Raw genomic sequence first — 23459 nt, forward strand, 5'->3', positions numbered from 1 at the left:
TCAGATACCCCAGAGAATCTGCACACCCCAGACGAAGTAAGCGAACATCGCGACGCCGCATACTGCCTGGAAAAGGAAACGTACTGCAGTCGCGGACTTGCCCAGCGCCATCGGCGTCAGGTAGTCGGTCGCGATGGTCCACATGCCGACCCAGGCGTGAGCGCCCAGGGCAACCAGTGCCAGCAGACTGAAGATACGCATTCCGTTGTGGGCGAACAGGCCATGCCATTGTTCATAGCCGATGCCCGGGTGAGCGGCGAGGTAGCCGATCAGGAAAATGAAATAAGCCGCGAGAACGACCGCAGACACGCGCTGTGCCATCCAGTCATAGAGGCCCGAACGCGAAAGGTTTGTAACGCTGGTTACCATATCCAAACTCCTGCCAGAACGATCAGCACCACGGAAACGGCGATGATCAGTTTCGAGCCCAGGCGGCCGCCTTCCAGCGTCTCACCGATGCCCATGTCCATGATCAAGTGGCGCACACCGGCAACCAAGTGATACAGCAGAGCGGACAGGAGGCCCCATGCTACGAACTTGGCCAGCGGGCTGGTCAAGCATGCCTTCACCTCGACATAACCTTCCTCGGAACCCAGGGATTTGCCCAATGCATAAAGCATGATGCCAAGGCCCAGGAAGAGGATGATGCCGGAAACACGGTGAAGAAACGACGTAACGCCGGTGATGGGGAGTTTGATGGTCCTTAGGTCTAGGTTTACAGGTCGTTGGCTTTTCACGGCTTTTTTTTCACACTGAAGAGCCCCTAACAATCAGGGCAAAGTTGTTGGGGAGTGCACTGGTCAGGTAACCACCACCCAGGGATGCGACCCCCAATGAAAGCAAGCCCAAAAGCCCTTGGCGGTCGGTCGCCGAGTATAGACAGTTAGGCTACTAATGACAACGCAATCGCCTACCCCCAATAGCTGATTGCACAAGTTGTATAAAAGGCGTAAATGGCAGGCAATTTCGAGGAAAAAGTGCGGTTAAAGCCTTCTGGAGCAAGACTTTAGGCAAATTGACATTCGAATTTATCTCACTATAGTGGTGCGGGCCCTGCGTGGGGGGTCTGTCTGATGATTTCAAGCATAAATAGGAGGCCACATGGCTGACAAAAAAGCGCAGTTGATCATCGAGGGCGCAGCCCCCGTCGAGCTGCCCATTTTAACCGGCACCGTTGGTCCCGATGTAATCGATGTTCGGGGCCTGACGGCCACGGGCCGCTTCACTTTCGACCCCGGTTTCATGTCGACCGCTTCCTGCGAATCGAAGATCACCTATATCGACGGCGACAACGGCATCCTGCTGCACCGCGGCTACCCGATCGAACAGCTGGCTGAAAAGTCGGACTACCTGGAAACCTGCTACCTGCTGCTGAACGGCGAACTGCCGACTGCAGAGCAAAAGGCCCAGTTCGTCGGCACCGTGAAGAACCACACCATGGTTCACGAGCAGCTGAAAACCTTCTTCAACGGCTTCCGCCGTGACGCCCACCCGATGGCCGTCATGTGCGGCGTAGTCGGCGCCCTCTCGGCCTTCTACCACGACTCCCTCGACATCAATAACCCGCAGCATCGCGAAATCTCCGCGATCCGCCTGGTTGCCAAGATGCCGACCCTGGCCGCGATGGTTTACAAGTACTCCATGGGCCAACCCATGATGTACCCGCGCAACGACCTGTCGTACGCGGAAAACTTCCTGCACATGATGTTCAACACCCCGTGCGAGATCAAACCGATCAGCCCGGTACTCGCCAAGGCCATGGACCGGATCTTCATCCTCCACGCCGACCACGAGCAGAACGCTTCGACCTCCACCGTGCGTCTGGCGGGCTCTTCGGGTGCCAACCCGTTCGCCTGCATCGCCGCCGGTATCGCCGCACTGTGGGGCCCTGCCCACGGCGGTGCGAACGAAGCCGTGCTGACCATGCTCGATGAAATCGGCGATGTCTCGAACATCGACAAGTTCATTGCCAAGGCCAAGGACAAGAACGATCCGTTCAAGCTGATGGGCTTCGGTCACCGCGTCTACAAGAACCGCGACCCACGTGCGACCGTGATGAAGCAGACCTGCGACGAAGTGTTGAAGGAACTGGGCATCCAGAACGATCCGCAACTCGAACTGGCCATGCGCCTGGAAGAGATCGCCCTGACCGACCCGTACTTCATCGAACGCTCGCTGTACCCGAACGTCGACTTCTACTCGGGGATCATCCTCAAGGCGATCGGCATTCCGACCAGCATGTTCACTGTGATCTTCGCCCTGGCACGTACTGTCGGCTGGATTTCGCACTGGAAGGAAATGCTCTCCAGCCCGTACAAGATTGGCCGTCCGCGCCAGCTGTACACTGGTTATGAGTCGCGGGATATCACCAAGCTGGAAGACCGCAAATAAGACCAGTCTTGCGATAACGTCTTAAGTTGTAACGGGAACGGCCTCCATGTGAATGGGGGCCGTTTTTGTTTGTTTCATCTCAGCGGCCTTCGGGCCGACTGTTTTTTGTAGATTGGGTACATATCCGTTTCTTCGGGTGCTGCCGCTGGCGGTTTCGCTCTTACAGCGACTCACTTTTCCAAACGCCGGAATGCCGGCCCAGCGAAAAGTAAGCAAAAGGCTTTGCCCCGGCGTACGGCACTTCGCTTAGGCTCAGTGTTCCCTCGCTACGGCGTCCATCAGGGGGCATCGCCTACGGTTTGCTTCGCTGCACCTCCTCTCGATGTATGCGGCTACGCCGCACGGCGCTGCGCGCCTACCCCCTGATGAACACCTCCGCTCGGCCTGCCGAAGGGGCAAAAAATCAAAAGCCACATCAAAAGCCAGATCAAGAGCATCCCCCTACTCAACACTCAACACGATGAGCGTTAGCTCAAGTACCGCTTTTGATCTTCGGGCGACGTCGGAAGGCTGAGTGGAGGGATTTATCCGGGGGTGGGAGCGCAGCGACCGTTTGGCGAAGCCAAACACATCGAGAGGAGGTGCAGCGAAGCAAACCGTAGGCGATGCCCCCCGGATGAATTCCGGAGCGAAGGAACCCCGAGCCCCAGCGAGCGGGCCGGACGTAGGAGCAAGCGTTTTTGGTTACTTTTGAGGCGTTTGTCAAAAGTGACCCGCCGTAAGGGCGGAACCCTAAGAAGCCGTTACCGCAGCAACGGATATACACCCAATCCCAAGAACATCCGATAACCGCCCACAAAAAACGCCCCAATCTCTCGACCAGGGCATTTTCCATTCAACTCAACCTACACAAAAAGCCTCAGTGCGAAACCGCCCCACTAGCCCCCAACCCCGTCTGCGAACGCACAAACTGCGGGAAGAACAGCGCACGCTCGTTCTCTGCCGCCGCCGACTTGTCGGTGATCGAGAAGAACCAGATCCCGATAAATGCAATGATCATCGAAAACAGCGCCGGATACTCGTAAGGGAAGATCGCCTTCTCATGATGCAGAATCTGCACCCAGATGGTCGGGCCAAGAATCATCAGGCCCACCGCACTTACCAGACCCAGCCAGCCGCCAATCATGGCGCCACGGGTGGTCAGTTTCTTCCAGTACATCGAAAGCAGCAGGACCGGGAAGTTGCAGCTGGCCGCGATGGAGAACGCCAGGCCGACCATGAACGCAATGTTCTGGCTTTCGAACAGGATGCCCAGGCCGATGGCCAGCACGCCCAGTGCGACGGTGGTGATCTTCGAAACGCGGATCTCATCCTTCTCGTTGGCCTTGCCCTTCTTGATCACGCTGGCGTACAGGTCATGAGACACCGCCGAAGCACCGGCCAGGGTCAAACCGGCCACTACCGCCAGGATGGTCGCGAACGCCACCGCCGAGATGAAGCCGAGGAAGATACTGCCGCCCACGGCGTTGGCCAGGTGCACCGCCGCCATGTTGTTGCCGCCGAGCAGAGCGCCCGCTGCATCTTTGAAGGCCGGGTTGGTGCTGACCAGCAGGATCGCGCCGAAGCCGATGATGAAGGTCAGGATGTAGAAGTAGCCGATGAAACCGGTCGCATACAGCACGCTCTTGCGGGCTTCTTTCGCGTCGCTCACGGTGAAGAAGCGCATCAGGATGTGCGGCAGGCCGGCGGTACCGAACATCAGTGCCAGGCCGAGGGAGAACGCCGAGATCGGGTCTTTCACCAGACCGCCGGGGCTCATGATCGCTTCGCCCTTGGCGTGAACCTTGATGGATTCGGAGAACAGGGTGTTGAAATCGAAGTTGACGTGCTTCATCACCATCAGCGCCATGAACGAGGCACCGGACAGCAACAGCACGGCCTTGATGATTTGCACCCAGGTGGTCGCCAGCATGCCGCCGAACAGTACGTACAGGCACATCAGGATACCGACCAGAATCACCGCGACGTGGTAGTCGAGGCCGAACAGCAGCTGGATCAGCTTGCCGGCACCGACCATTTGCGCGATCAGGTAGAACGCCACCACCACCAGCGAACCGCAGGCCGACAGCGTGCGGATCTGGGTTTGCCCGAGGCGGTAGGACGCCACGTCGGCAAAGGTGTATTTGCCGAGGTTGCGCAGACGCTCGGCGATCAGGAACAGAATGATCGGCCAGCCCACCAGGAAGCCGATCGAGTAGATCAGGCCGTCGTAGCCGGAGGTGAACACCAGCGCGGAAATCCCCAGGAAGGACGCCGCCGACATGTAGTCACCGGCAATCGCCAGACCGTTCTGGAAACCGGTGATCTTGCCGCCCGCCGCATAGTAGTCGGCGGCCGACTTGTTGCGTTTGGAGGCCCAGTAGGTGATGCACAGGGTCGCGCCGACGAACACCACGAACATGACGATCGCGGAGACGTTGAGCGGTTGTTTGTGGACTTCGCCGGTCAGGGCGTCAGCGGCCCAGGCGGCTGGAGCGAACGCTGCGATGCTCAAAAGAGCCAGTAGACGCCGGATCATTGCTGAGCCTCCTTGAGAATCGCATTGTTCAGGTCGTCGAACTCGCCATTGGCGCGGCGCACGTAGATACCGGTCAGGATGAAGGCCGAGACAATCAGCCCGACACCGATGGGGATGCCCCAGGTGATCGATGAACCGGCACTGATCTTGGTCCCGAGCACTTGCGGCCCGTACGCGATCAGCAGGATGAATCCGGAGTAGAGCCCTAGCATGATCGCCGAGAGTATCCAGGCGAATCTTTCCCTTTTTTTCACCAGCTCCTTGAAGCGCGGGCTGTTCTGAATAGAGAGGTAAATGCTGTCGTTCATTGTTTTTATCCTCGCAGCACAGATTTTTATTTTTGGAACATATCCACTGTATGCGGCTGCGAGCCGGCTTCCAGACGACCTTAGTAGTAGAACGCCATGGCGTTTTTGCCAATTTCCAGACGGCCCGAAAAAGGTGCGCATCCGCCATTAAAGGAAGGGCCATAAAAAAGGCCGTCCGACGTGAATGCCGGGCGGCCCTGGGAAGCGCAGACTAGACGCTTCGACTTATATTACTTGGTCCATTCAGCCACGCGGTCCGGGTGTTTGGCGACCCAGTCCTTGGCAGCGGCTTCAGGTTTGGCACCGTCCTGAATCGCCAGCATCACCTGACCGATTTCATCTTTGGAGGCCCACTGGAAGTTCTTCAGGAACTTCGCCACTTCCGGCGCCTTGGCATCCAGCTCTTTGCTGCCGATGCTGTTCACGGTTTCAGCCGCGCCATACACGCCTTTCGGGTCGTCGAGGAAGCGCAGCTTCCACTTGGCGAACATCCAGTGCGGCACCCAGCCGGTCACGGCGATGGATTCGTTCTTTTTCTCGGCGCGGGTCAGCTCGGCGATCATGCCGGCGCCGGAACTGGCCTTGAGGGTGTAACCGGTCAGGCCGTAATCCTTGATCGCCTGGTCGGTCTTGAGCATCACGCCCGAGCCGGCGTCGATGCCGACGATGCGATTCTTGAAGCTGTCGTCGGTTTTCAGGTCTTCGATGGATTTGGCTTTGACGTACTCGGGCACGATCAGGCCGATTTTCGCGTCCTTGAAGTTCGGGCCGTAATCGACGACCAGATCCTTGTTCTTCGCCCAGTATTCGCCGTGGGTCACGGGCAGCCAGGCCGACAGCATGGCGTCGAGTTTGCCGGTGGCAACGCCCTGCCACATGATCCCGGTAGCGACGGCCTGGAGTTTCACGTCGTAGCCGAGTTTCTGTTTGATGACTTCGGCCGCCACGTGGGTGGTCGCGACGCTGTCGGACCAGCCGTCAACGTAACCGATGTTCAGGGTCTGTTTTTCAGCGCTGGCGAAAGTTGAGCTCATCGCAAGCACCAGAGCGGCACCTGCGCCTAAAAGTCGTCGCATCTTCATCGTTACTTCCCCGAAATGCTGCGCCCGACGGATGCCGGGCATCGTCAACGTATTGTTATGGTGCACAGCGCCCCCATCACGCCTGACCGCAAACTCGTTCGAACATCAGCGGAGTACTGATGGCTTTGATCATCAACCTGACGCACACAGCGACCTGCTCTGCCAGCGACCTCGAAGCAACGAGAAACGACATCAGAAAGCCATTAACTGCGTCTGAATATTTGACGCCAGACAATCCGCCCGAACTTTGCATGTCAAAAACATGCAGGCCACCAACCCCTCTATAAATGCAGGTAACATGCGTCGCTTTGCAGCCACTCGGCCTGACCATGTCCGCATCCTCCCGCTTCCCTTTTCTTCCTTATCTGTTCGCCTGCCTGCTCGGCCTGTTTGCGCTTTGCGGCTTCTGGTACGGCCTCGGCAAACCGGTGATCCTGCCGGATGTCGCCACCCCGACCCACAAGTTGCAGTGCGCCTCCTACACGCCGTTCGACAAGGATCAGTCGCCGTTCGACGTGCCGTTCAAACTGCGCCCGGAGCGCATGGACGCCGACCTCGCCCTGCTCGCCACCCGCTTCGAATGCATCCGCACCTATTCCATGACCGGCCTCGAAGCCCTGCCGGAGCTGGCGCGCAAGCATGGTTTGAAGCTGATGATCGGCGCCTGGGTCAACAGCAACCCGGTGGACACCGAGAAAGAAGTCGATCTGCTGATCGCCTCGGCCAACGCCAACCCGGACGTGGTCAGCGCGGTGATCGTCGGCAACGAAGCCCTGCTGCGCAAGGAAGTCACCGGTGCGCAACTGGCGAAGCTGATCAACAAGGTCAAAAGCCATATCAAGCAACCGGTGACCTACGCCGATGTCTGGGAGTTCTGGCTCAAGCACCCGGAAGTCGCGCCGGCGGTGGACTTCCTGACCATTCATTTGCTGCCGTACTGGGAAGATGATCCTTCGAACATCGACGCTGCCCTGCAACACGTGGCCGATGTGCGCCAGGTGTTCGGCAACAAGTTCGCCCCCAAGGACGTGATGATTGGCGAAACCGGCTGGCCGAGCGAAGGCCGTCAGCGGGAGACCGCGTTGCCGAGCCGGGTCAACGAAGCGAAGTTCATTCGCGGTTTTGTCACCCTCGCCGAACAGCAGGGCTGGCATTACAACCTGATCGAAGCCTTCGACCAGCCGTGGAAGCGCGGCAGCGAAGGCGCGGTTGGTGGTTACTGGGGACTGTTCGATGCGGATCGCCAGGACAAAGGCGTGCTGGCCGGGCCAGTGTCGAACGTCCCTGACTGGTCGCGCTGGCTGGCGCTCGGTGGTTTGATCTTTGTCGGCACTTTGATGCTTGGCGGCCGGGTTCGCACAACGCGTTCAGCGCTGGTGCTGCCATTGCTCGGCGCCCTCGCCGCTTGCTCGATCGGTGCCTGGGGCAATCTGGCATGGCTGACCACGCGCTTCGCCAGCGAATGGGTATGGGTCGGCCTGCTGACCGTGTTGAATCTGCTGGTGCTGGCGCACGCCGCGCTGACCTTGAGCGCCCGCAGCGGCTGGCGTGAACGCACCTTCAATGCGTTCGAACGACAAGCCTCCTGGCTGGTTGCAGCGGCCGGTTTTGCGGCAGCGGTAATGGTGCTGGAGATGGTGTTCGATCCACGCTATCGCAGCTTCGCGAGTGCGGCGTTCATTCTGCCGGCACTGGTTTACCTGTGCCGCCCGGTGCCGGTGGCCCGCCGGGAAATTGCCCTGCTGACCTTCATCATCAGTGCCTGCATTGCGCCGCAGCTGTTCCGTGAAGGCCTGCAGAATCAGCAGGCCTGGGGCTGGGCGCTGGTCAGCGGGTTGATGGTGGCCGCGTTGTGGCGCTGCCTGCGAGTTCGCAACCGCTGATCTTCAGAGGCTGAACCGGCCTCTTCGCTGGCAAGCCAGCTCCCACAGTGACCGAGTCAAGCTCGGGTTTTGTGTGCGCCACGCACCCCTGTGGGAGCGGGCTTGCCCGCGATGACTGACTGTCAGACGCTGCGCGATTCCCGCACCAACCGCAACCCCGCAATCACCACCGCAAACACCGCCAGCGTGGTGTTGTACAACGCCAGCGCCGGAAACCCGAACACCAGCGCCAGCACCGCCAGCCACCACCCTGCCCGTCCCGGCACGACAAAACCGATCACGGCAGCCGCGACCGCTGCCCAGCCGAGCATCTGGAAATGAATCATCAGGCCCAGGTTCGAGCGCACCGAGCATTCCCAGCGGCTCGCCTCGTCAACGCAGATGCCCACCCATTGCGCGTCCTCCATGAAGCCATAACGCGCGCCATAACTGGCGGCCAGCCATAACGGCAACAGAACGAGCAGCAGAATCACGGGCAAGCGGCGGGACATGGAACACTCCAAACGAGGAAATCGGCGGCCAGCTTAATCGCCTGCCAGCCGTGTGCAAGAACTAACAACTCTTAACTGGTCTTTCGATCCGCGCAAAGTGTATCGTCCGGCTACTATTACCCCGAATTCCGTCTGATTGGTGCCGATGCATGGCACTTTGGCGCTAACCCAGTGGTCATAGCCTGCGAACCTCATTCGGCACCTTCCTTTAAGGGATTCACTCATGCTCCGATCCTTGCGCTTCGCCGCCCTGTTTGGCGGCCTTATCCTGAGTGCGTCCGCGCTGGCGGTGGATATCGACGCCGCCAGTTACGGCTATCCGCTGACCAACCCGTTTGAAGCGACCATCGCCACCACGCCGCCGGACCTGCGTCCGGAGTTGCCGTCGGACGACGACATCAATCAGACCGACCGCAGCGTCACCCTGCGTCCGGAACGCGAGTTCATCCTGCCGGACAACTTCTGGGCAGTGAAAAAACTCACCTATCGCATCGCCACCCAGGACAAGGCAGCCCCGCTGATTTTCCTGATTGCCGGCACCGGCGCGCGGTATGACAGCAGCCTCAACGAATACCTGAAAAAGCTCTACTACAAGGCCGGCTACCACGTAGTGCAGCTGTCCTCCCCTACCAGTTTCGACTTCATGAGCGCCGCCTCGCGTTTCGCCACTCCCGGCGTGACCAAGGAAGACGCCGAAGACATGTACCGGGTGATGCAGGCCGTGCGTGCGCAAAACCCGAAAGTGCCGGTCACCGACTATTACCTCAGCGGTTACAGCCTCGGTGCGCTGGACGCAGCGTTCGTCGCCCACCTGGACGAAACCCGCCGCAGTTTCAACTTCAAGAAAGTCCTGCTGCTGAATCCGCCGGTCAACCTGTACACCTCGATCACCAACCTCGACAAGCTGGTGCAGACCGAGGTCAAGGGCATCAACAACAGCACCACGTTCTATGAACTGGTGCTGGCCAAGCTGACCCGCTACTTCCAGCAAAAAGGCTACATCGACCTCAACGACGCGCTGCTCTACGACTTCCAGCAGTCCAAGCAGCACCTGAGCAACGAGCAGATGGCGATGCTGATCGGCACCTCGTTCCGCTTCTCGGCGGCGGACATCGCCTTCACTTCGGACCTGATCAACCGTCGCGGCCTGATCACCCCGCCGAAATTCCCGATCACCGAAGGCACCAGCCTCACGCCGTTCCTCAAGCGTGCGCTGCAATGCGACTTCGACTGCTACCTGACCGAGCAGGTGATCCCGATGTGGCGCGCCCGCACCGACGGCGGCAGCCTGCTGCAACTGATCGATCAGGTCAGCCTGTACGCCCTCAAGGATTACCTGCACGACAGCCCGAAAATCGCCGTGATGCACAACGCCGACGACGTGATCCTCGGCCCTGGCGACCTCGGGTTCCTGCGCAAGACCTTCGGCGATCGCCTGACGGTTTACCCACTGGGCGGCCATTGCGGCAACCTTAATTACCGCGTCAACAGCGACGCCATGCTGGAGTTCTTCCGTGGCTAAATATCTCCTGCTGTTTGCAGCGTTACTCTGTGCAGGCGTGGCCCAGGCCGACAACAGCAAAGCCAACGCACCCGTGGTAGTCGACAGTGACGGCTTCAAGGAGCCGCTGTCCAAACTCAAGTTCAACCCGGGGCTGGACCAGCGCGAATTCGAGCGCTCGACGCTCAACGCGCTGAACGTGTATGACCCGCTGGAATCGTGGAACCGCCGGGTCTACCACTTCAACTACCGCTTCGACCAATGGGTGTTCCTGCCGGTGGTCGATGGCTATCGCTACGTCACGCCCGGTTTCGTGCGCTCCGGTGTGAGCAACTTCTTCAACAACCTTGGCGACGTGCCGAACCTGGTCAACAGCCTGCTGCAGTTCAAGGGCAAGCGTTCGATGGAAACCACCGCGCGCCTGCTGCTCAACACCACCATCGGCATCGCCGGCCTGTGGGACCCGGCCACCGCCATGGGCCTGCCACGTCAGAACGAAGACTTCGGCCAGACCCTGGGCTTCTACGGTGTACCGGGCGGCGCCTACTTCGTACTGCCGATCCTCGGCCCGTCGAACATCCGCGACACCGCCGGCCTGGCCGTGGACTACACCGCCGAATCGGCGATCAATTACCTGAATGTGTCGAAAGTCAGCGAAAACCACCCGGAAATCTGGGCGCTGCGGGCAGTCGACAAGCGTTATCAGACCCGCTTCCGCTACGGCCAGATGAACTCGCCGTTCGAATACGAGAAAGTGCGCTACGTGTACACCGAATCGCGCAAGCTGCAGATCGCCGAGTAACACCGGCAGCCACAAAAAAAGGCCATTCGATGCAAATCGAATGGCCTTTTTTATTGAGCCGTAAATCAGCCCTTCAGGGCTTTCCAGAGCTTGCCGACGACCGACACAACAGCCAGCACCACCGCCCCCGCCACAACACCCGCCACGCCATTGAGCAGCACGGGTACTGCAAACCCTGCACTGCCCGCCGCTGCGGCAACGCCCTCGATCCAGTGATGCACCACCGGTACACCGTGAGTCAGGATGCCGCCGCCAACCAGGAACATCGCCGCCGTGCCGATCACCGACAGGCCTTTCATCATGTATGGCGCGGCGCGCAGGATGGCGTTGCCGATGCGTTTCGCCGCAGCGCCGGGCTTCTGGGTCAGCCACAGGCCGAGGTCATCGAGTTTGACGATGCCGGCCACCAGGCCGTAGACGCCCACGGTCATGACGACGGCGATGCCCGACATCACGATCACTTGCTGGGTCAGCGAAGCCTCAGCCACGGTGCCGAGGGTGATGGCGATGATTTCCGCCGAAAGGATGAAGTCGGTGCGGATCGCGCCTTTGATCTTGTCCTTCTCGTAGGCCACCAGATCGGTCGCAGGATCGGCCACGGCCTCGGTCAGCTGCGCATGTTCGGCCTGATCTTCGTCCTTGCCATGCAGGAGCGGATGGGCGAGTTTCTCGAAACCCTCGAAGCATAGATAGGCGCCGCCGACCATCAACAGCGGCGTCACCAGCCACGGCACGAACGCACTGATCGCCAGCGCCGACGGCACCAGGATCAGCTTGTTGACGAACGAGCCCTTGGCCACCGCCCACACCACGGGAATTTCCCGCTCGGCGCGCACGCCCGAGACTTGCTGGGCATTGAGCGCCAGGTCATCGCCGAGCACCCCGGCGGTCTTCTTGGCGGCCATTTTGCTCATCAACGCCACATCATCCAGAACGGTGGCGATGTCGTCGATCAGCACCAGCAAACTGCTTCCTGCCATGGGTCAGGCTTCCCTGTGTAAAAAAGTGCGCGCAGCATACCGTGCGCCACTCAAGGGAGCGAGAGGCTACGGCACCTGCCAGCCACCGCCCAGGCTCTGGAACAGCGCGACACTGCCCTGACTGAGCAAACCCTGGGTATCACGCAGGTTCTGCTCGGCCTGCAACAACACCAATTGTTGGGTCAGCACCGCTTGCTGGCTGACCGTCCCCGCCCGTTGCTGCGCCTGCTGACTGCCGAACAATTGCTGGTTGCGCTGGAACATCTGATCAAAGGCCTGCGCCTGAATGTGCAGGTGATTGATCGCCGACAGATTGTCTTCGACGTTCTGCAACGCTCCGAGCACCGTACCGCGATACGTGGCCACGTCCTGATCGTAAGTGGCCTCGGCTTCCTGCTTGGCTGCCTCGCGGGCGCCGCCGTCGAAAATGGTTTCGGCCAGTGCCGGCCCAAGGGTCCAGATGCGGTTGGGCACAGAGAACAGGCCGCCCAGCGCCGAACCCCGGAAGCCACCTTCGGCCGTCAGGCTCAGAGTCGGAAAGAATGCCGCTTCGGCAACGCCGATCCGCGCGTTGGCCGCCGCTGCCAGACGCTCGGCGGACACCACATCAGGTCGACGCAGCAACAGATTCGAAGGCAGTACCGGCGGCGGCATCGGCGTCGTGAAGCGATAGTCGGCGGCCCTGGGAAGATCGAACTGCGCCGGCGCCACGCCCACCAGCACCGCCAGCGCATGCTCGGCCTGCTCCCGCGAACGCTGCGCGGTTTGCAACGCCGTGATCACGGTACTGAGCTGATCCTGCGCCACCAGCAATTGATCGTTGGTCGCCGTGCCCTGAACGGTTTGCGCCTGAATCATCGTCAGCAGCTGCTGATTGATGGCCTGCTGTTGCTGCAACAGGTCGATGTCGATATCCAGCTGCCGCAGCCCCAGATAATTGGTCGCCACACTGGCGCCGATGGACAGCCGTACGCCCGCCAGCAATGCGTCAGAGGATTGCAGCGAAGCCTGGCTCGACTCGATACCGCGCCGCACCTGCCCCCACAGATCCGGCTCCCAACTGGCCGTCAGGGTGGCGCTGACCGTTTGTTCGACGGTGCTGCCGCTGCTACCGGTCAAACCGCTGGTGGTGCTGCCGCTGGCGCCGCCGCCGACACCGCGAGCGCCGGACAATCCCACGCCCACGGTCGGCCACAACCCGGCGCGGCTCGACGCCACTTGCGCCTGCGCCAGCCGATACGCCGCCTCGGCGCCGATGATCGATTGATTGGCCTTGGCCGAGCGCTCGATCAAATCGTTGAGCACAGGATCCTGATAGTCCCGCCACCATTGGCTGTCCAATGCACCTTGCGGATTGGCCTGCGCACGCTGCCATTGCGTGCCTTCCTTGAACGAAGTCGGCAGCTCAATCGCAGGTTTGTGGTAGTCCGGGCCGACCATGCAACCGCTCAAGAGCAGGCTCAGCAAAAGGCTTGCGCCCACCGACAACAGGCGACGTTTCATTTATCGCTCCTTACGCTTCAGGCGCTGCGACGCCCGGTCCAGCCAAAGGTAGATCACCGGCGTGGTGTACAGCGTCAGCAACTGGCTGAACAGCAACCCGCCAATGATCGAAATCCCCAACGGCCGGCGCAGTTCCGAGCCGTAGCCGCTGCCGAGCACCAGCGGCAGTGCGCCGAGGATCGCCGCCAGCGTGGTCATCATGATTGGTCGGAAGCGGATCAGGCAGGCGCGACGGATCGCGTCCTTGGCGCTCAGGCCGAATTCGCGACGTTCGGTGATGGCGAAGTCGATCATCATGATCGCGTTCTTCTTCACGATGCCGATCAGCAGAATCACCCCCACCAGCGCGATGATCGACAGTTCGGTGCCGGTCAGCAGCAAGGCAATCAGCGCGCCGACACCGGCCGACGGCAACGTTGAAAGGATCGTCAGCGGATGCACCAGACTCTCGTAGAGCATGCCCAGCACCACGTACACCGACAGCAGCGCCGCGACGATCAACAACGGCTCGCTGGCCACCGACGACTGGAACACCTGCGCCGTCCCGGCAAACTGGCCGACCACACTGGCGGGCATGCGCAACTGTTTCACGGCGTTGTCCACCAGCGCCGTTGCCTGGCCGATGGAGACGCCCGGCGCGAGGTTGAACGAAGCGGTCACCGCCGGAAAAGTCCCTTGATGACTGATCGAAATCGCCGTGCGCCCCACGGAATAATCCGCCAGCGCCGACAGCGGCACCAACGTCTGCGAGACCTTGGCATTCAGGTTCGGTGCCGCCGCAGCGCCCTTGGACGTGACAGCAGCGGTGCCCACCGGCACGTAGATGTTTTTCAGGGTCGCCGGGGACGCCCAGTACGCCGGCGCCACTTCCATCACCACGTGATACTGGTTGGCGGAACGGTAAATGGTCGAAACCTGGCGCTGACCGAAGGCGTCGTAAAGCGTCTGGTCGATGGCCGACATGCTGACCCCGAGCCGGGCGGCGGCATCGCGATTGACCGTCACGCTGGACATCAGACTGTTGTCCTGCTGATCGGTGTTCACATCGGTCAATTGCGGCAAGCCGTGCAGCACCGCGACGACTTTCGGCACCCATTCGTCGAGGGTGCTCTGGTCGTCGGCAGTCATCGTGTATTGGTACTGCGCCCCGCTCTGCCGGCCGCCGACCGTGATGTCCTGCGCCGATTGCAGATACAGGCGCGTGCCGGGCATGTCGCCGAGGGTGTGGCGAATCTGGCCGATGACCTGATCGGCGCTGTCCTTGCGATCCGCCAGCGGCTTGAGGGTGATGAACAGCTGCGCACTGTTGACCGCCCCGCCGATCCCGCCACCGCCGCCGACAAACCCGCCGACGGTCGCCACGTTCGGATTGCTCAAGACCTTTTTATTGATCTCGCTGAAGTTCGACTGGATCGCCCCGAAGGAAATGCTCTGCGCCGCAATAATGCTGCCGGACATGCGCCCGGTGTCTTCCTGCGGAAAGAAACCCTTGGGCACCAGCACATAGAGCACGCACGCCAGCACAATCACCAACAGCGTCAGCAGGCCCATCAGGAACGAATGCTCGACGACCCAACCCAGCGTGCGGTCGTAGAACCGGTGAAAGTACGAATCCGGATGATCGTCGCCGTTGCCGCTCTGCTGTTGAGTGCGCAGCAGTACGCTGGCGAGCATCGGCGTCACCGTCAGTGACACCAGCATCGAAATCACGATGGCCACCGACAGCGAAATCGAAAACTCGCGAAACAGCCGCCCGACCACCCCGCCCATCAGCAGCAACGGAATGAACACCGCCACCAGCGACACACTGATGGTCATCACCGTGAAACCTACCTCCCGCGCTCCGGCCAGCGCGGCTTGCACACGGCTTTCACCTTTCTCCAGGTGCCGCATGATGTTCTCGACCACCACGATCGCATCGTCCACCACAAACCCGGTGGAAATGGTCAGCGCCATCAGCGACAGGTTGTTGAGGCTGTAGCCGAGAAAATACATCGCCCCGAAAGTGCCCAGCAGCGACAGCGGCACGACGATGGCCGGGATCAGCGTGCTGCGCCAGTCGCGGAAAAAGCCGAAGGTCACCAGCGTCACCAGCGCGATCGAAATCAGCAGGGTCACTTCCACGTCGTGCAGCGAGGCGCGAATGGTGGTGGTGCGGTCCATCAGGATGTTGATCTTGATCGCCGAGGGGATCGAACTCTGCAGGAACGGCAGGTCGGCCTTCACCGCATCCACCGTATCGATCACATTGGCCCCGGGCTGTTTGAACACCACCAGCAACACCGCCGGTTTGCCGTTGGACAGGCCGAAGTTGCGCAGGTCTTCGACGTCTTCGCTGACGTCGCCCAGATCGGAGATACGCACCAGATCGCCGTTGCGCTGCTTGACCACCAACGGTCCGTAATCGCTGCCCTGATACAGCATGTCGTTGGCCTTCAGGCCATAGGACTGATCGCCGACCGACACCGTGCCTTTGGGCAGATTCACGTTGGACGCCTGAATCACCTGTCGAACCTGTTCCAGGCTGACGCCGTAGCGGTTGAGCCGATCCGGATTGAGCTCGATGCGCACCGCCGGCAATGCCGCGCCGCCCACCGTGACATCGCCTACACCCGTGGTCTGCAACAGCCGCTGTTCGAGCAGGGTCGAGGCCACGTCGTACATCTGGCCACGGGTCGCCGAATCGGAGGTCAGGCTGAGAATCAGGATCGGCGAGTCGGCCGGATTGACCTTGCGGTAGGTCGGGTTACCGGACAGGTCACTCGGCAGGCTGCTGCGCGCTGCGTTGATCGCTGCCTGCACGTCCCGCGCCGCGCCGTCGATGTCGCGATTGAGGTCGAACTGCAAAGTGATGCGGGTCGCCCCCAGCGAACTGGACGAGGTCATCTCGGTGACCCCGGCGATCTGCCCGAACTGACGTTCCAGCGGCGTCGCCACCGATGACGCCACGGTGCTCGGGTCGGCACCGGGCAACGAGGCACGCACGCTGATCGTCGGGAAATCCACCTCCGGCAACGGCGCCACCGGCAGCAGGTTGAACGCCAGCACACCGAACAGCGCCAGCCCGACCGCCAGCAATGTGGTGGCGATGGGGCGCTGGATGAACGGCGCGCTAAGGTTCATCGCGCAAGGCCTCGGCCGCCGCTGGACGACGCCGGGTGAAGCGCTGCTCCAGGCCATGCATGGCGAGGAAAATCACCGGGGTCGAAAACAGCGTCAGCAACTGGCTCAGCAACAGCCCGCCGATGATCGCGATCCCCAGCGGATGACGCAGCTCCGAGCCGATCCCGGTGCCCAGCGCCAACGGCACCGCGCCGAACAGCGAGGCCATGCTGGTCATCAAAATCGGGCGGAATCGCAGCTCGGCAGCCTGACGGATCGCCGCCACCGGATCGAGCCCGCCCTTGCGCTCCAGCTCCAGGGCGAAGTCGACCATCATGATGCCGTTCTTCATCACGATGCCGATCAGCAGCACGATGCCGATCAAGCCGATGATGTCGAACTGCGTGCCGGTGATCAGCAATGCCAGCAAGGCGCCGAGCGCGGCGGACAACAGGGTCGAGAGAATCGTCACCGGATGCACGAAGCTCTCGTAGAGAATCCCCAGCATCAGGTACACCACGATGATCGCCGCCAGCACCAGATACACCTGATTGGACAACGACGCCTCGAACGTCGCCGCCGCCCCTTCCAGATTGGCCTGCACCGACAGCGGCAGGCCGGCCCGGGTTTCGATGTCCTTGAGCCGCGTCACCGCCGCGCCAAGGGTCTGGCCGGGGGCGAGGTTGAACGAGACATCGGCGTAGGGAAACTGCCCCAGACGATTGATCGTTACCGGCGAGCGAATCACCTGCATCGTCGCCATGCTCGACAGCGGCGCCACCCCGCCGCCGGGAATGTCGACGTAGAGCCCGGTCAACAGATCCGCCAGATTGTGCGGCGGATGGTCGGTGGCAATCACCACGTGATACTGGTTGAGCTGGGTGTAGATGGTCGACACCTGACGCTGGCCGAAGGCGTCGTACAACACGTCGTCGATGGCTTGCGGAGTGATGCCCAGACGCGACGCCGTGGCGCGGTCGAAGTTGAGCTGGATCTGATTGCCGAACTGCATCGCCTGGCTTTGCACGTCGGTGAACATCGGGTCCTGCTTGATCGCTGCGAGCAGTTTGTTGGTCCAGGTTTCCAGTTCGCCCGGGTCGGTGGCTTGCAGGCCGAGGCGATAACTGGTGGTCGAGACCGTGGCGTCCAGCGTCAGGTCCTGCACGCTGTGCAGGTACAGGCGAATCCCGGCGTCGTCGGCATTGGCGTCGGAGAGCCGGCGAATCACCGCTGCGCTGCTGTCACGGTCGCCGTGGGGCTTGAGGTTGATCAGCAGGTTGCCCTGATTGATCGTCGGGTTGGTCTGGTCGATGCCGACGAACGAAGACAGGCTCGCCACCGCCGGGTCCTTGAGAATCCGCGCGGCCAGCCGCTGTTGCTCGCTCTGCATCTGCTGGAAGGAAATGCCCGGCGAGGCCTGGGAAATGCCCTGGATCAGCCCGGTGTCCTGCTCGGGGAAAAAGCCCTTGGGCATGATCACGATGATCAACAGCGTCAGCAACCCGGTGAGTACCACCGAGATCAACGTCAGCCCGCGATGCAGCAGCACCCAGTCGAGGCCTTTGACGTAATAGCCGTTGACCCGGTCGAAGAAATCGACCCGGCGTTCCTCGTGTTTGTGCTTGAGCATGCGCGAACACATCATCGGCGTCAGGGTCAGGGTGATCAGCGCCGAGATGACGATGGTTACCGCCACGGTCATGGCGAATTCGCGAAACAGCCGGCCCACTACATCGCCCATGAACAGCAGCGGAATCATCACCGCGATCAGCGCCACCGACAGCGAAATGATGGTGAAGCCGATCTGCTCCGCGCCCTTGAGCGCGGCCTGCATCGGCGAGTCGCCGGCCTCGATGTAGCGGGTGATGTTTTCGATCATGACGATGGCGTCATCGACCACGAAACCGATGGCGATAGTCAGCGCCATCAGCGTCAGGTTGTTCAGCGAAAACCCCACCGCGTAGGCCACCGCCAGGGTGCCGACCAGCGTCAGCGGCACGGTCACCGCCGGGATGATCGTCGCCGCCACGTTGCGCAGGAACAGGAAGATCACAATCACCACCAGCAACACTGCCACCGCCAGTTCGTATTGCACGTCGGTGACCGAGGCGCGGATGGTTTGCGTGCGGTCGGTGAGCACGTTGACCTTCAGCGTCGCCGGCAGGCTGGCACGCAGCTTGGGCAGCAGTTGTTGCACGCGGTCGACCACATCAATCACGTTGGCCCCGGGCTGGCGCTGGATATTCAGGACAATCGACGGCGTGCTGTCGGTCCACGCCGCTTGCCGTGGGTTCTCCGGGCCCTGGGTCGACGAAGCGATCTGCGACAGGCGAATCGGCGCGCCGTTCTTGTAGGCGATCACCAGATCGCGGTACTCCTCGGCGGACTGCAACTGGTCGTTGGTGCCGATCGAATACGCCTGATATTTGCCGTCGATATTGCCCTTGGCCTGATTGACGTTGGCCGTGCCCAGCGAGGTGCGCAGGTCATCGAGGGACAGCCCCAGACTGTTCAGCGCCGAGGTGTTGGCCTCGACCCGCACCGCCGGGCGCTGACCGCCGCTGAGGGTGACCAGACCGACGCCGGTGATCTGCGAAATCTTTTGCGCCAGCCGCGTGTCGGCGAGGTCTTCAACCTTGGTCAGCGGCAACACGTCGGAGGTCAGCGACAGCGTCAGCACCGGCGCATCGGCCGGGTTGACCTTGCTGTAGACCGGCGGGTACGGCAGGTTCGCCGGCAGGAAGGTGCCGGCGGCGTTGATCGCAGCCTGCACTTCCTGCTCGGCGACATCCAGCGACAGCGACAGATCGAGTTGCAGGGTCACCACCGAGGCGCCGTTGGAGCTGGTGGAGTTCATCGACTTGAGCCCCGGCATCTCGCCGAGCTGGCGTTCCAGCGGCGCAGTGATCGACGAACTGATGACCTCGGGACTGGCGCCGGGGTATTGGGTGAACACCTGAATGGTCGGGTAATCCACCTCCGGCAACGCCGACACCGAGAGCAAGTGATAACCGAGCAGACCGAGCAACAGTACGGCGACCATCAGCAGCGTGGTGGCCACCGGGCGTTCGATGAAGGGGCGCGAGACGTTCATGGGCTACGCCTCCTACGGCGCGACGACTTTCACCGCCGAGCCATCGTCGAGTTTGTCGGCGCCCTCGGTGACGACCTGCTCGCCCTCCTTCACCCCGTTGTCGAGTACCGCCGAAACATCGCCAGTCGCCGGCCCGGTCTTGATGTTACGCAGGCTGACCTTGTTGCCGGGATCGACCACGACGAAGACGAAATCGCCCTTGCTGCCGTGCTGGATCGCCCGGGTCGGCACCACGGGGTTCTGACTCAGAGTGTCAGCCTTGAGCCGGGCGTTGACGAACTGATTGGGAAACAGCGCCTTGGCCGAATCGTCGAACTGCGCCTTGACCTTGATCGTGCCGGTGCTGGTATCGACCTGGTTATCCAGCGCCAGCAGATTGCCGGTGGCCAGCAGGTTGTGTTTGTTGCGGTCGTAGGCCAGCACCGTGACTACGCCTTTGGCCATCGCCTGATTGATCGCCCCCAGATCGTCCTCGGGCACGGCGAACACCACGGTGGCCGGGGTCATCTGGGTGATCACGGCAATCCCGGTGGTGCTGGTGGTGGTCACATAGTTGCCGGGATCGACCTGGCGCAAACCGACCACGCCATCCACCGGTGAAGTGATCGTGCAGTAGCTCAACTGGACTTCGAGGTTTTGCACGCTGCCCTGATCCGAAGCAACCGTGCCTTGCAGTTGCTGCACCAGCGAGGCCTGGGTATCGAGGGTTTGCTGGGTGGTGGAGCCGACCTTGATCAGTTCGCGATAACGCGCCAGATCGCGCACGGCGTTGGCGAGCAGCGCCTGATCATGCATCAGCGTGCCTTTGGCCACCGCCAGTTGCGCCTTCAGTGCGCGGTCGTCGATGCGGGCGATGACCTGGCCTTTGGCGACGTGCTGGCCTTCCTTGAACTCGACCGAGCTGAGAATGCCGTTGACCTGGGTCACCACGGTCACGCTGCGGGTCGGGGTCACCGTGCCCAAGGCATCAATGTAGACAGGCACATCTTGAAGCTTGACGGCGACCGTTGCGACCGGCTCGGCGGCCGGCGGGGGTTTGACCCGATGCTGACCGGCGCTCAGGTAGAACCACAGGGCAAGCCCCAGCAACAGCACAATGCCGATGATCAACAGGACTTTGCCGCGCCTGCGTTTCGCCATGACCGCCCGCCTCTTGCCCCCGCGTCTGCCTTGACTCTAGCAGCGTCCCGACAGCCATCGCGGGGCATGGCGAATTTGTTCAGGCAGGCGACAGACTGACGCGACGAGCGCCACCGACGGGCATTGTTGAGCGGCGCGCGAGGCCGGTGCTACCATGCGCAACCGCCAGAACAGGCAAGGAACCACCGGGTTTATGAGCACAATCCGCGAGCGCAACAAAGAACTGATCCTGCGTGCCGCCAGTGAAGAGTTTGCCGACAAGGGCTTCGCTGCGACCAAAACCAGCGACATCGCCGCCAAGGCGGGATTGCCCAAGCCCAACGTCTACTACTACTTCAAGTCCAAGGAAAACCTCTACCGCGAGGTTCTGGAAAGCATCATCGTGCCGATCCTGCAGGCCTCGACCCCGTTCAACCCGGACGGCGTGCCGAGCGAAGTGCTGAGCGGCTACATCCGCTCGAAGATCCGCATCTCCCGCGACCTTCCGTTTGCCTCGAAGGTGTTCGCCAGCGAAATCATGCACGGCGCCCCGCACCTGAGCGCCGACCTCGTCGAGCAACTGAACAGCCAGGCCAAGCACAACATCGACTGCATCCAGAGCTGGATCGACCGCGGCCAGATCGCCCCGATCGACCCCAACCACCTGATGTTCAGCATCTGGGCCGCGACCCAGACCTACGCCGACTTCGACTGGCAGATCTCCGCCGTGACCGGCAAGGAAAAGCTCGACGAAGCCGATTATGAGTCCGCGGCACAAACCATCATCCGGTTGGTGCTCAAGGGCTGCGAGCCGGACTGACAGCGCTACACACACGCAAAAAAACGCAGGCCTGGCCAAAGCGTCCTGAAGACGTGGCCCGACCTGCTTTTTTTTTGTTTCAGGCGTCGCTACCCATCAACCAGCGCAGCGCTTGCGGCAAGGAGGTGCTCCAGTCGTCCGGGAAGGAATGCCCGCCTTCATGGGTACGGGATTTGACTTCGTTGCCGTCACTGAACAGCTTGCGGAAGTCAGTGGCCATCTGCTGATTGCCCGCGCCCTCCATCTTGCCGTTGATCACAAACACTCTTTTGCCATGCGCCTTGCTCACCGTCGGTGTCGGCTGCCGGCCGCCAGGTGACAGCAACAGAGCACCCGCGTAGTCATCCGGATGTTGCGCCAGCAAGGCGCCCGCGTGTTGTGAACCTTGAGAGAAGCCCATCAGGTAGACGTGCTTGCGATCGATGCATTGCTGCGCCGCCAATTGCTTCAAGCCGTTCTGCACCGCTTGATGGGTGCCTTCGAAGCCTGGGCCGATCCAGCGGAAGCTGTCGACCGCATTGATCATCTCTGTACCGTTGATGCCAAGAATAATGGCCCCGGTATCAGCGAGTGGTTGGTAGCTTTCGTCGAGCTCACCATTGATGCCGTAGCCGTGCAGCCAGACCACCACCGGACGGCACGCCTTGGGCGCGGGAATATCCGCCGACGGATTGAGCACTGAAATGGCGCCAACCTTGCCGGGAGCGATGGTCTTGTAGCGCTGCTGCGCGTTGGCCAATACGGTTTTGTAGGTGGCTGTCTCGCGCAGATCGGAAAAATCTTCGTCGCCGGCCAGCAATGGGCCGAACCACATACCACGATCATCAGCCTCTTGCAGGAAGCGCAGGGCCAGTTTGTCGTCGCCACGGCGGGCAAACAGCGCAGCGACCTGATAAGGCGCGAGCATCTGTTCGGGATCTTCACGAGTGGCCGCCAGATAAACCGCAATGGCCTGCAAGGTGTCGGTGTCTTCGAGCTTCTCGGCTCGCGCCATCAACTCCGGAACATCGTCGGCATTGATCAATGCGGTGACCACCGGGCTCAGCGCCTGGAACGCGATGTCTTCGGCGTCCAGCGGTTCGGCGGCGTGCAGAATGGGAGTGATGAGGGTCATGGCCGTGGCCAGAGAAAAGCCAAGTAGCGTCTTCACGCTGATCTTCCTTGATACAAAAACGGGGCGGCAGTCTATCGACGCCACCCCGATTCGTCATCACCCCAAACCCAACCGGGGTGATTCAGTTCCCGTCAGGCCGCCCCCCCCGCATCCGCCCGCAGGTCCAAAGCCTCCACAGCCTTGATCGCCACTTGCTCATCGACATCCGACAGATCGCCGCTGATGCCGATCGCTCCCAGCACGTTGCCCGCCTGATCGCGAATCAACACGCCGCCCGGTGCCGGCACGACGCTGCCCTGCCCCATGCTGTTGAGCGCGGCGATGAACGCCGGGCGTTGTTGTGCGTCCAGCGCCAGCAGGCGTGAGCCCTTGCCCAGGGCGATGGCGCCCCAGGCTTTGCCGATGGCGATGTTCGGGCGCAGCAGGCTGGCGCCGTCTTCGCGTTGCAAGGTGACCAGGTGGCCGCCGGTATCCAGTACTGCAATGGTCAGCGGCGCAGCGGAGATGGCGCGCCCTGCGCTGATGGCTTCGTTGACCAGGTTGACTGCGACTTTCAAGGTTAAAGCGCTCATGGTGCCGTCCTCATTTTGTTATTGGGAAAGCCGTTGGACTGCGCGTTTGTGCCGCAGCCCGATGCAACAAATAGAACACAATGAATTATTTTTTTGTATACAATAATTCTCGAAAAGCGCCCCATGCGACGAAAAGCCACAGTAGAAACGGCTTCCGACGAATGAAACAGACGCTTGAG

Annotated in this window: 18 protein-coding genes; 5 read left to right on the forward strand and 13 right to left on the reverse strand. The window is 61.3% G+C overall.

Annotated elements, in window-relative coordinates; genetic code table 11:
* Together sdhD and sdhC are read right to left on the reverse strand one after the other, a co-directional pair.
* Positions 1 to 369 carry a succinate dehydrogenase, hydrophobic membrane anchor protein gene (gene sdhD, locus AC07NR_RS00320; protein WP_085710546.1) on the reverse strand — a complete coding sequence of 123 codons (369 nt, stop codon included), beginning with the start codon at positions 367 to 369 and terminating at the stop codon, positions 1 to 3.
* A complete protein-coding gene (gene sdhC / locus AC07NR_RS00325) occupies positions 363 to 737 on the reverse strand; it encodes a succinate dehydrogenase, cytochrome b556 subunit (protein WP_011333113.1) in 375 nt (124 codons plus the stop codon). The genes sdhD and sdhC overlap by 7 nt, the downstream gene beginning before the upstream one ends.
* A gap of 364 nt (positions 738 to 1101) precedes the next feature.
* On the opposite strand from sdhC, the gene gltA reads away from it, so the two are divergent.
* Entirely contained in the window at positions 1102 to 2391 is a 1290-nt protein-coding gene (gltA, locus tag AC07NR_RS00330; protein WP_007959044.1) for a citrate synthase, read from the forward strand.
* An 859-nt stretch (positions 2392 to 3250) separates the two neighbouring features.
* Here the strand turns inward: gltA and AC07NR_RS00335 are convergent.
* The 3 genes from AC07NR_RS00335 to AC07NR_RS00345 all read right to left on the reverse strand — a co-directional run bounded on the left by AC07NR_RS00335 (position 3251) and on the right by AC07NR_RS00345 (position 6299).
* Positions 3251 to 4909 (reverse strand): cation acetate symporter, encoded by a 1659-nt coding sequence (locus AC07NR_RS00335; protein ID WP_085710542.1) that lies wholly within the window; start codon positions 4907 to 4909, stop codon positions 3251 to 3253.
* Complete coding sequence (locus AC07NR_RS00340; protein WP_085710541.1) at positions 4906 to 5217, reverse strand: DUF485 domain-containing protein; 312 nt, start codon at positions 5215 to 5217, stop codon at positions 4906 to 4908. The genes AC07NR_RS00335 and AC07NR_RS00340 overlap by 4 nt, the downstream gene beginning before the upstream one ends.
* A 230-nt stretch (positions 5218 to 5447) precedes the next feature.
* Positions 5448 to 6299, reverse strand: coding sequence for a glycine betaine ABC transporter substrate-binding protein (locus tag AC07NR_RS00345; RefSeq protein ID WP_085710539.1), 852 nt, complete (start codon positions 6297 to 6299; stop codon positions 5448 to 5450).
* A 287-nt stretch (positions 6300 to 6586) separates the two neighbouring features.
* On the opposite strand from AC07NR_RS00345, the gene AC07NR_RS00350 reads away from it, so the two are divergent.
* Positions 6587 to 8182 carry a glycoside hydrolase family 17 protein gene (locus AC07NR_RS00350; RefSeq protein WP_495077574.1) on the forward strand — a complete coding sequence of 532 codons (1596 nt, stop codon included), beginning with the start codon at positions 6587 to 6589 and terminating at the stop codon, positions 8180 to 8182.
* A gap of 122 nt (positions 8183 to 8304) precedes the next feature.
* Here the strand turns inward: AC07NR_RS00350 and AC07NR_RS00355 are convergent, their stop codons facing one another.
* Positions 8305 to 8673, reverse strand: coding sequence for a hypothetical protein (locus AC07NR_RS00355; protein ID WP_134825917.1), 369 nt, complete (start codon positions 8671 to 8673; stop codon positions 8305 to 8307).
* Positions 8674 to 8896: 223 nt separating this feature from the next.
* Here AC07NR_RS00355 and AC07NR_RS00360 point away from each other — a divergent pair, with 223 nt between their 5' ends.
* Together AC07NR_RS00360 and AC07NR_RS00365 are read left to right on the forward strand one after the other, a co-directional pair.
* Complete coding sequence (locus AC07NR_RS00360) at positions 8897 to 10195, forward strand: serine/threonine protein kinase (RefSeq protein WP_085710535.1); 1299 nt, start codon at positions 8897 to 8899, stop codon at positions 10193 to 10195.
* Positions 10188 to 10976 carry an MlaA family lipoprotein gene (locus tag AC07NR_RS00365; protein WP_085710534.1) on the forward strand — a complete coding sequence of 263 codons (789 nt, stop codon included), beginning with the start codon at positions 10188 to 10190 and terminating at the stop codon, positions 10974 to 10976. Before AC07NR_RS00360 ends, AC07NR_RS00365 begins: the two co-directional genes overlap by 8 nt.
* Before the next feature lie 65 nt (positions 10977 to 11041).
* Here AC07NR_RS00365 and AC07NR_RS00370 read toward each other — a convergent pair whose 3' ends face one another.
* The 5 genes from AC07NR_RS00370 to AC07NR_RS00390 form a co-directional block, all read right to left on the reverse strand.
* Entirely contained in the window at positions 11042 to 11956 is a 915-nt protein-coding gene (locus AC07NR_RS00370) for a DUF808 domain-containing protein (protein WP_495077575.1), read from the reverse strand.
* A 66-nt stretch (positions 11957 to 12022) separates the two neighbouring features.
* Positions 12023 to 13459 carry an efflux transporter outer membrane subunit gene (locus AC07NR_RS00375; protein WP_495077576.1) on the reverse strand — a complete coding sequence of 479 codons (1437 nt, stop codon included), beginning with the start codon at positions 13457 to 13459 and terminating at the stop codon, positions 12023 to 12025.
* Entirely contained in the window at positions 13460 to 16582 is a 3123-nt protein-coding gene (locus AC07NR_RS00380) for an efflux RND transporter permease subunit (RefSeq protein ID WP_495077577.1), read from the reverse strand.
* The gene (locus AC07NR_RS00385) at positions 16572 to 19655 is read right to left on the reverse strand and encodes an efflux RND transporter permease subunit (protein ID WP_495077578.1); all 3084 of its coding nucleotides are present in this window, start codon (positions 19653 to 19655) and stop codon (positions 16572 to 16574) included. Before AC07NR_RS00385 ends, AC07NR_RS00380 begins: the two co-directional genes overlap by 11 nt.
* Before the next feature lie 12 nt (positions 19656 to 19667).
* A complete protein-coding gene (locus tag AC07NR_RS00390; RefSeq protein WP_495077579.1) occupies positions 19668 to 20795 on the reverse strand; it encodes an efflux RND transporter periplasmic adaptor subunit in 1128 nt (375 codons plus the stop codon).
* A gap of 193 nt (positions 20796 to 20988) precedes the next feature.
* Here AC07NR_RS00390 and AC07NR_RS00395 point away from each other — a divergent pair, with 193 nt between their 5' ends.
* Complete coding sequence (locus AC07NR_RS00395; RefSeq protein WP_085710525.1) at positions 20989 to 21594, forward strand: TetR/AcrR family transcriptional regulator; 606 nt, start codon at positions 20989 to 20991, stop codon at positions 21592 to 21594.
* Between the two features lie 79 nt (positions 21595 to 21673).
* On the opposite strand, the gene AC07NR_RS00400 is transcribed toward AC07NR_RS00395, so the two are convergent.
* The gene (locus AC07NR_RS00400; RefSeq protein ID WP_248737931.1) at positions 21674 to 22744 is read right to left on the reverse strand and encodes an alpha/beta hydrolase-fold protein; all 1071 of its coding nucleotides are present in this window, start codon (positions 22742 to 22744) and stop codon (positions 21674 to 21676) included.
* 95 nt (positions 22745 to 22839) lie between these two features.
* Entirely contained in the window at positions 22840 to 23280 is a 441-nt protein-coding gene (locus AC07NR_RS00405) for a GlcG/HbpS family heme-binding protein (protein WP_495077580.1), read from the reverse strand.
* Between the last annotated feature and the right edge of the window lie 179 nt (positions 23281 to 23459).

The organism is Pseudomonas sp. GW821-FHT09C09 (assembly GCF_059418105.1).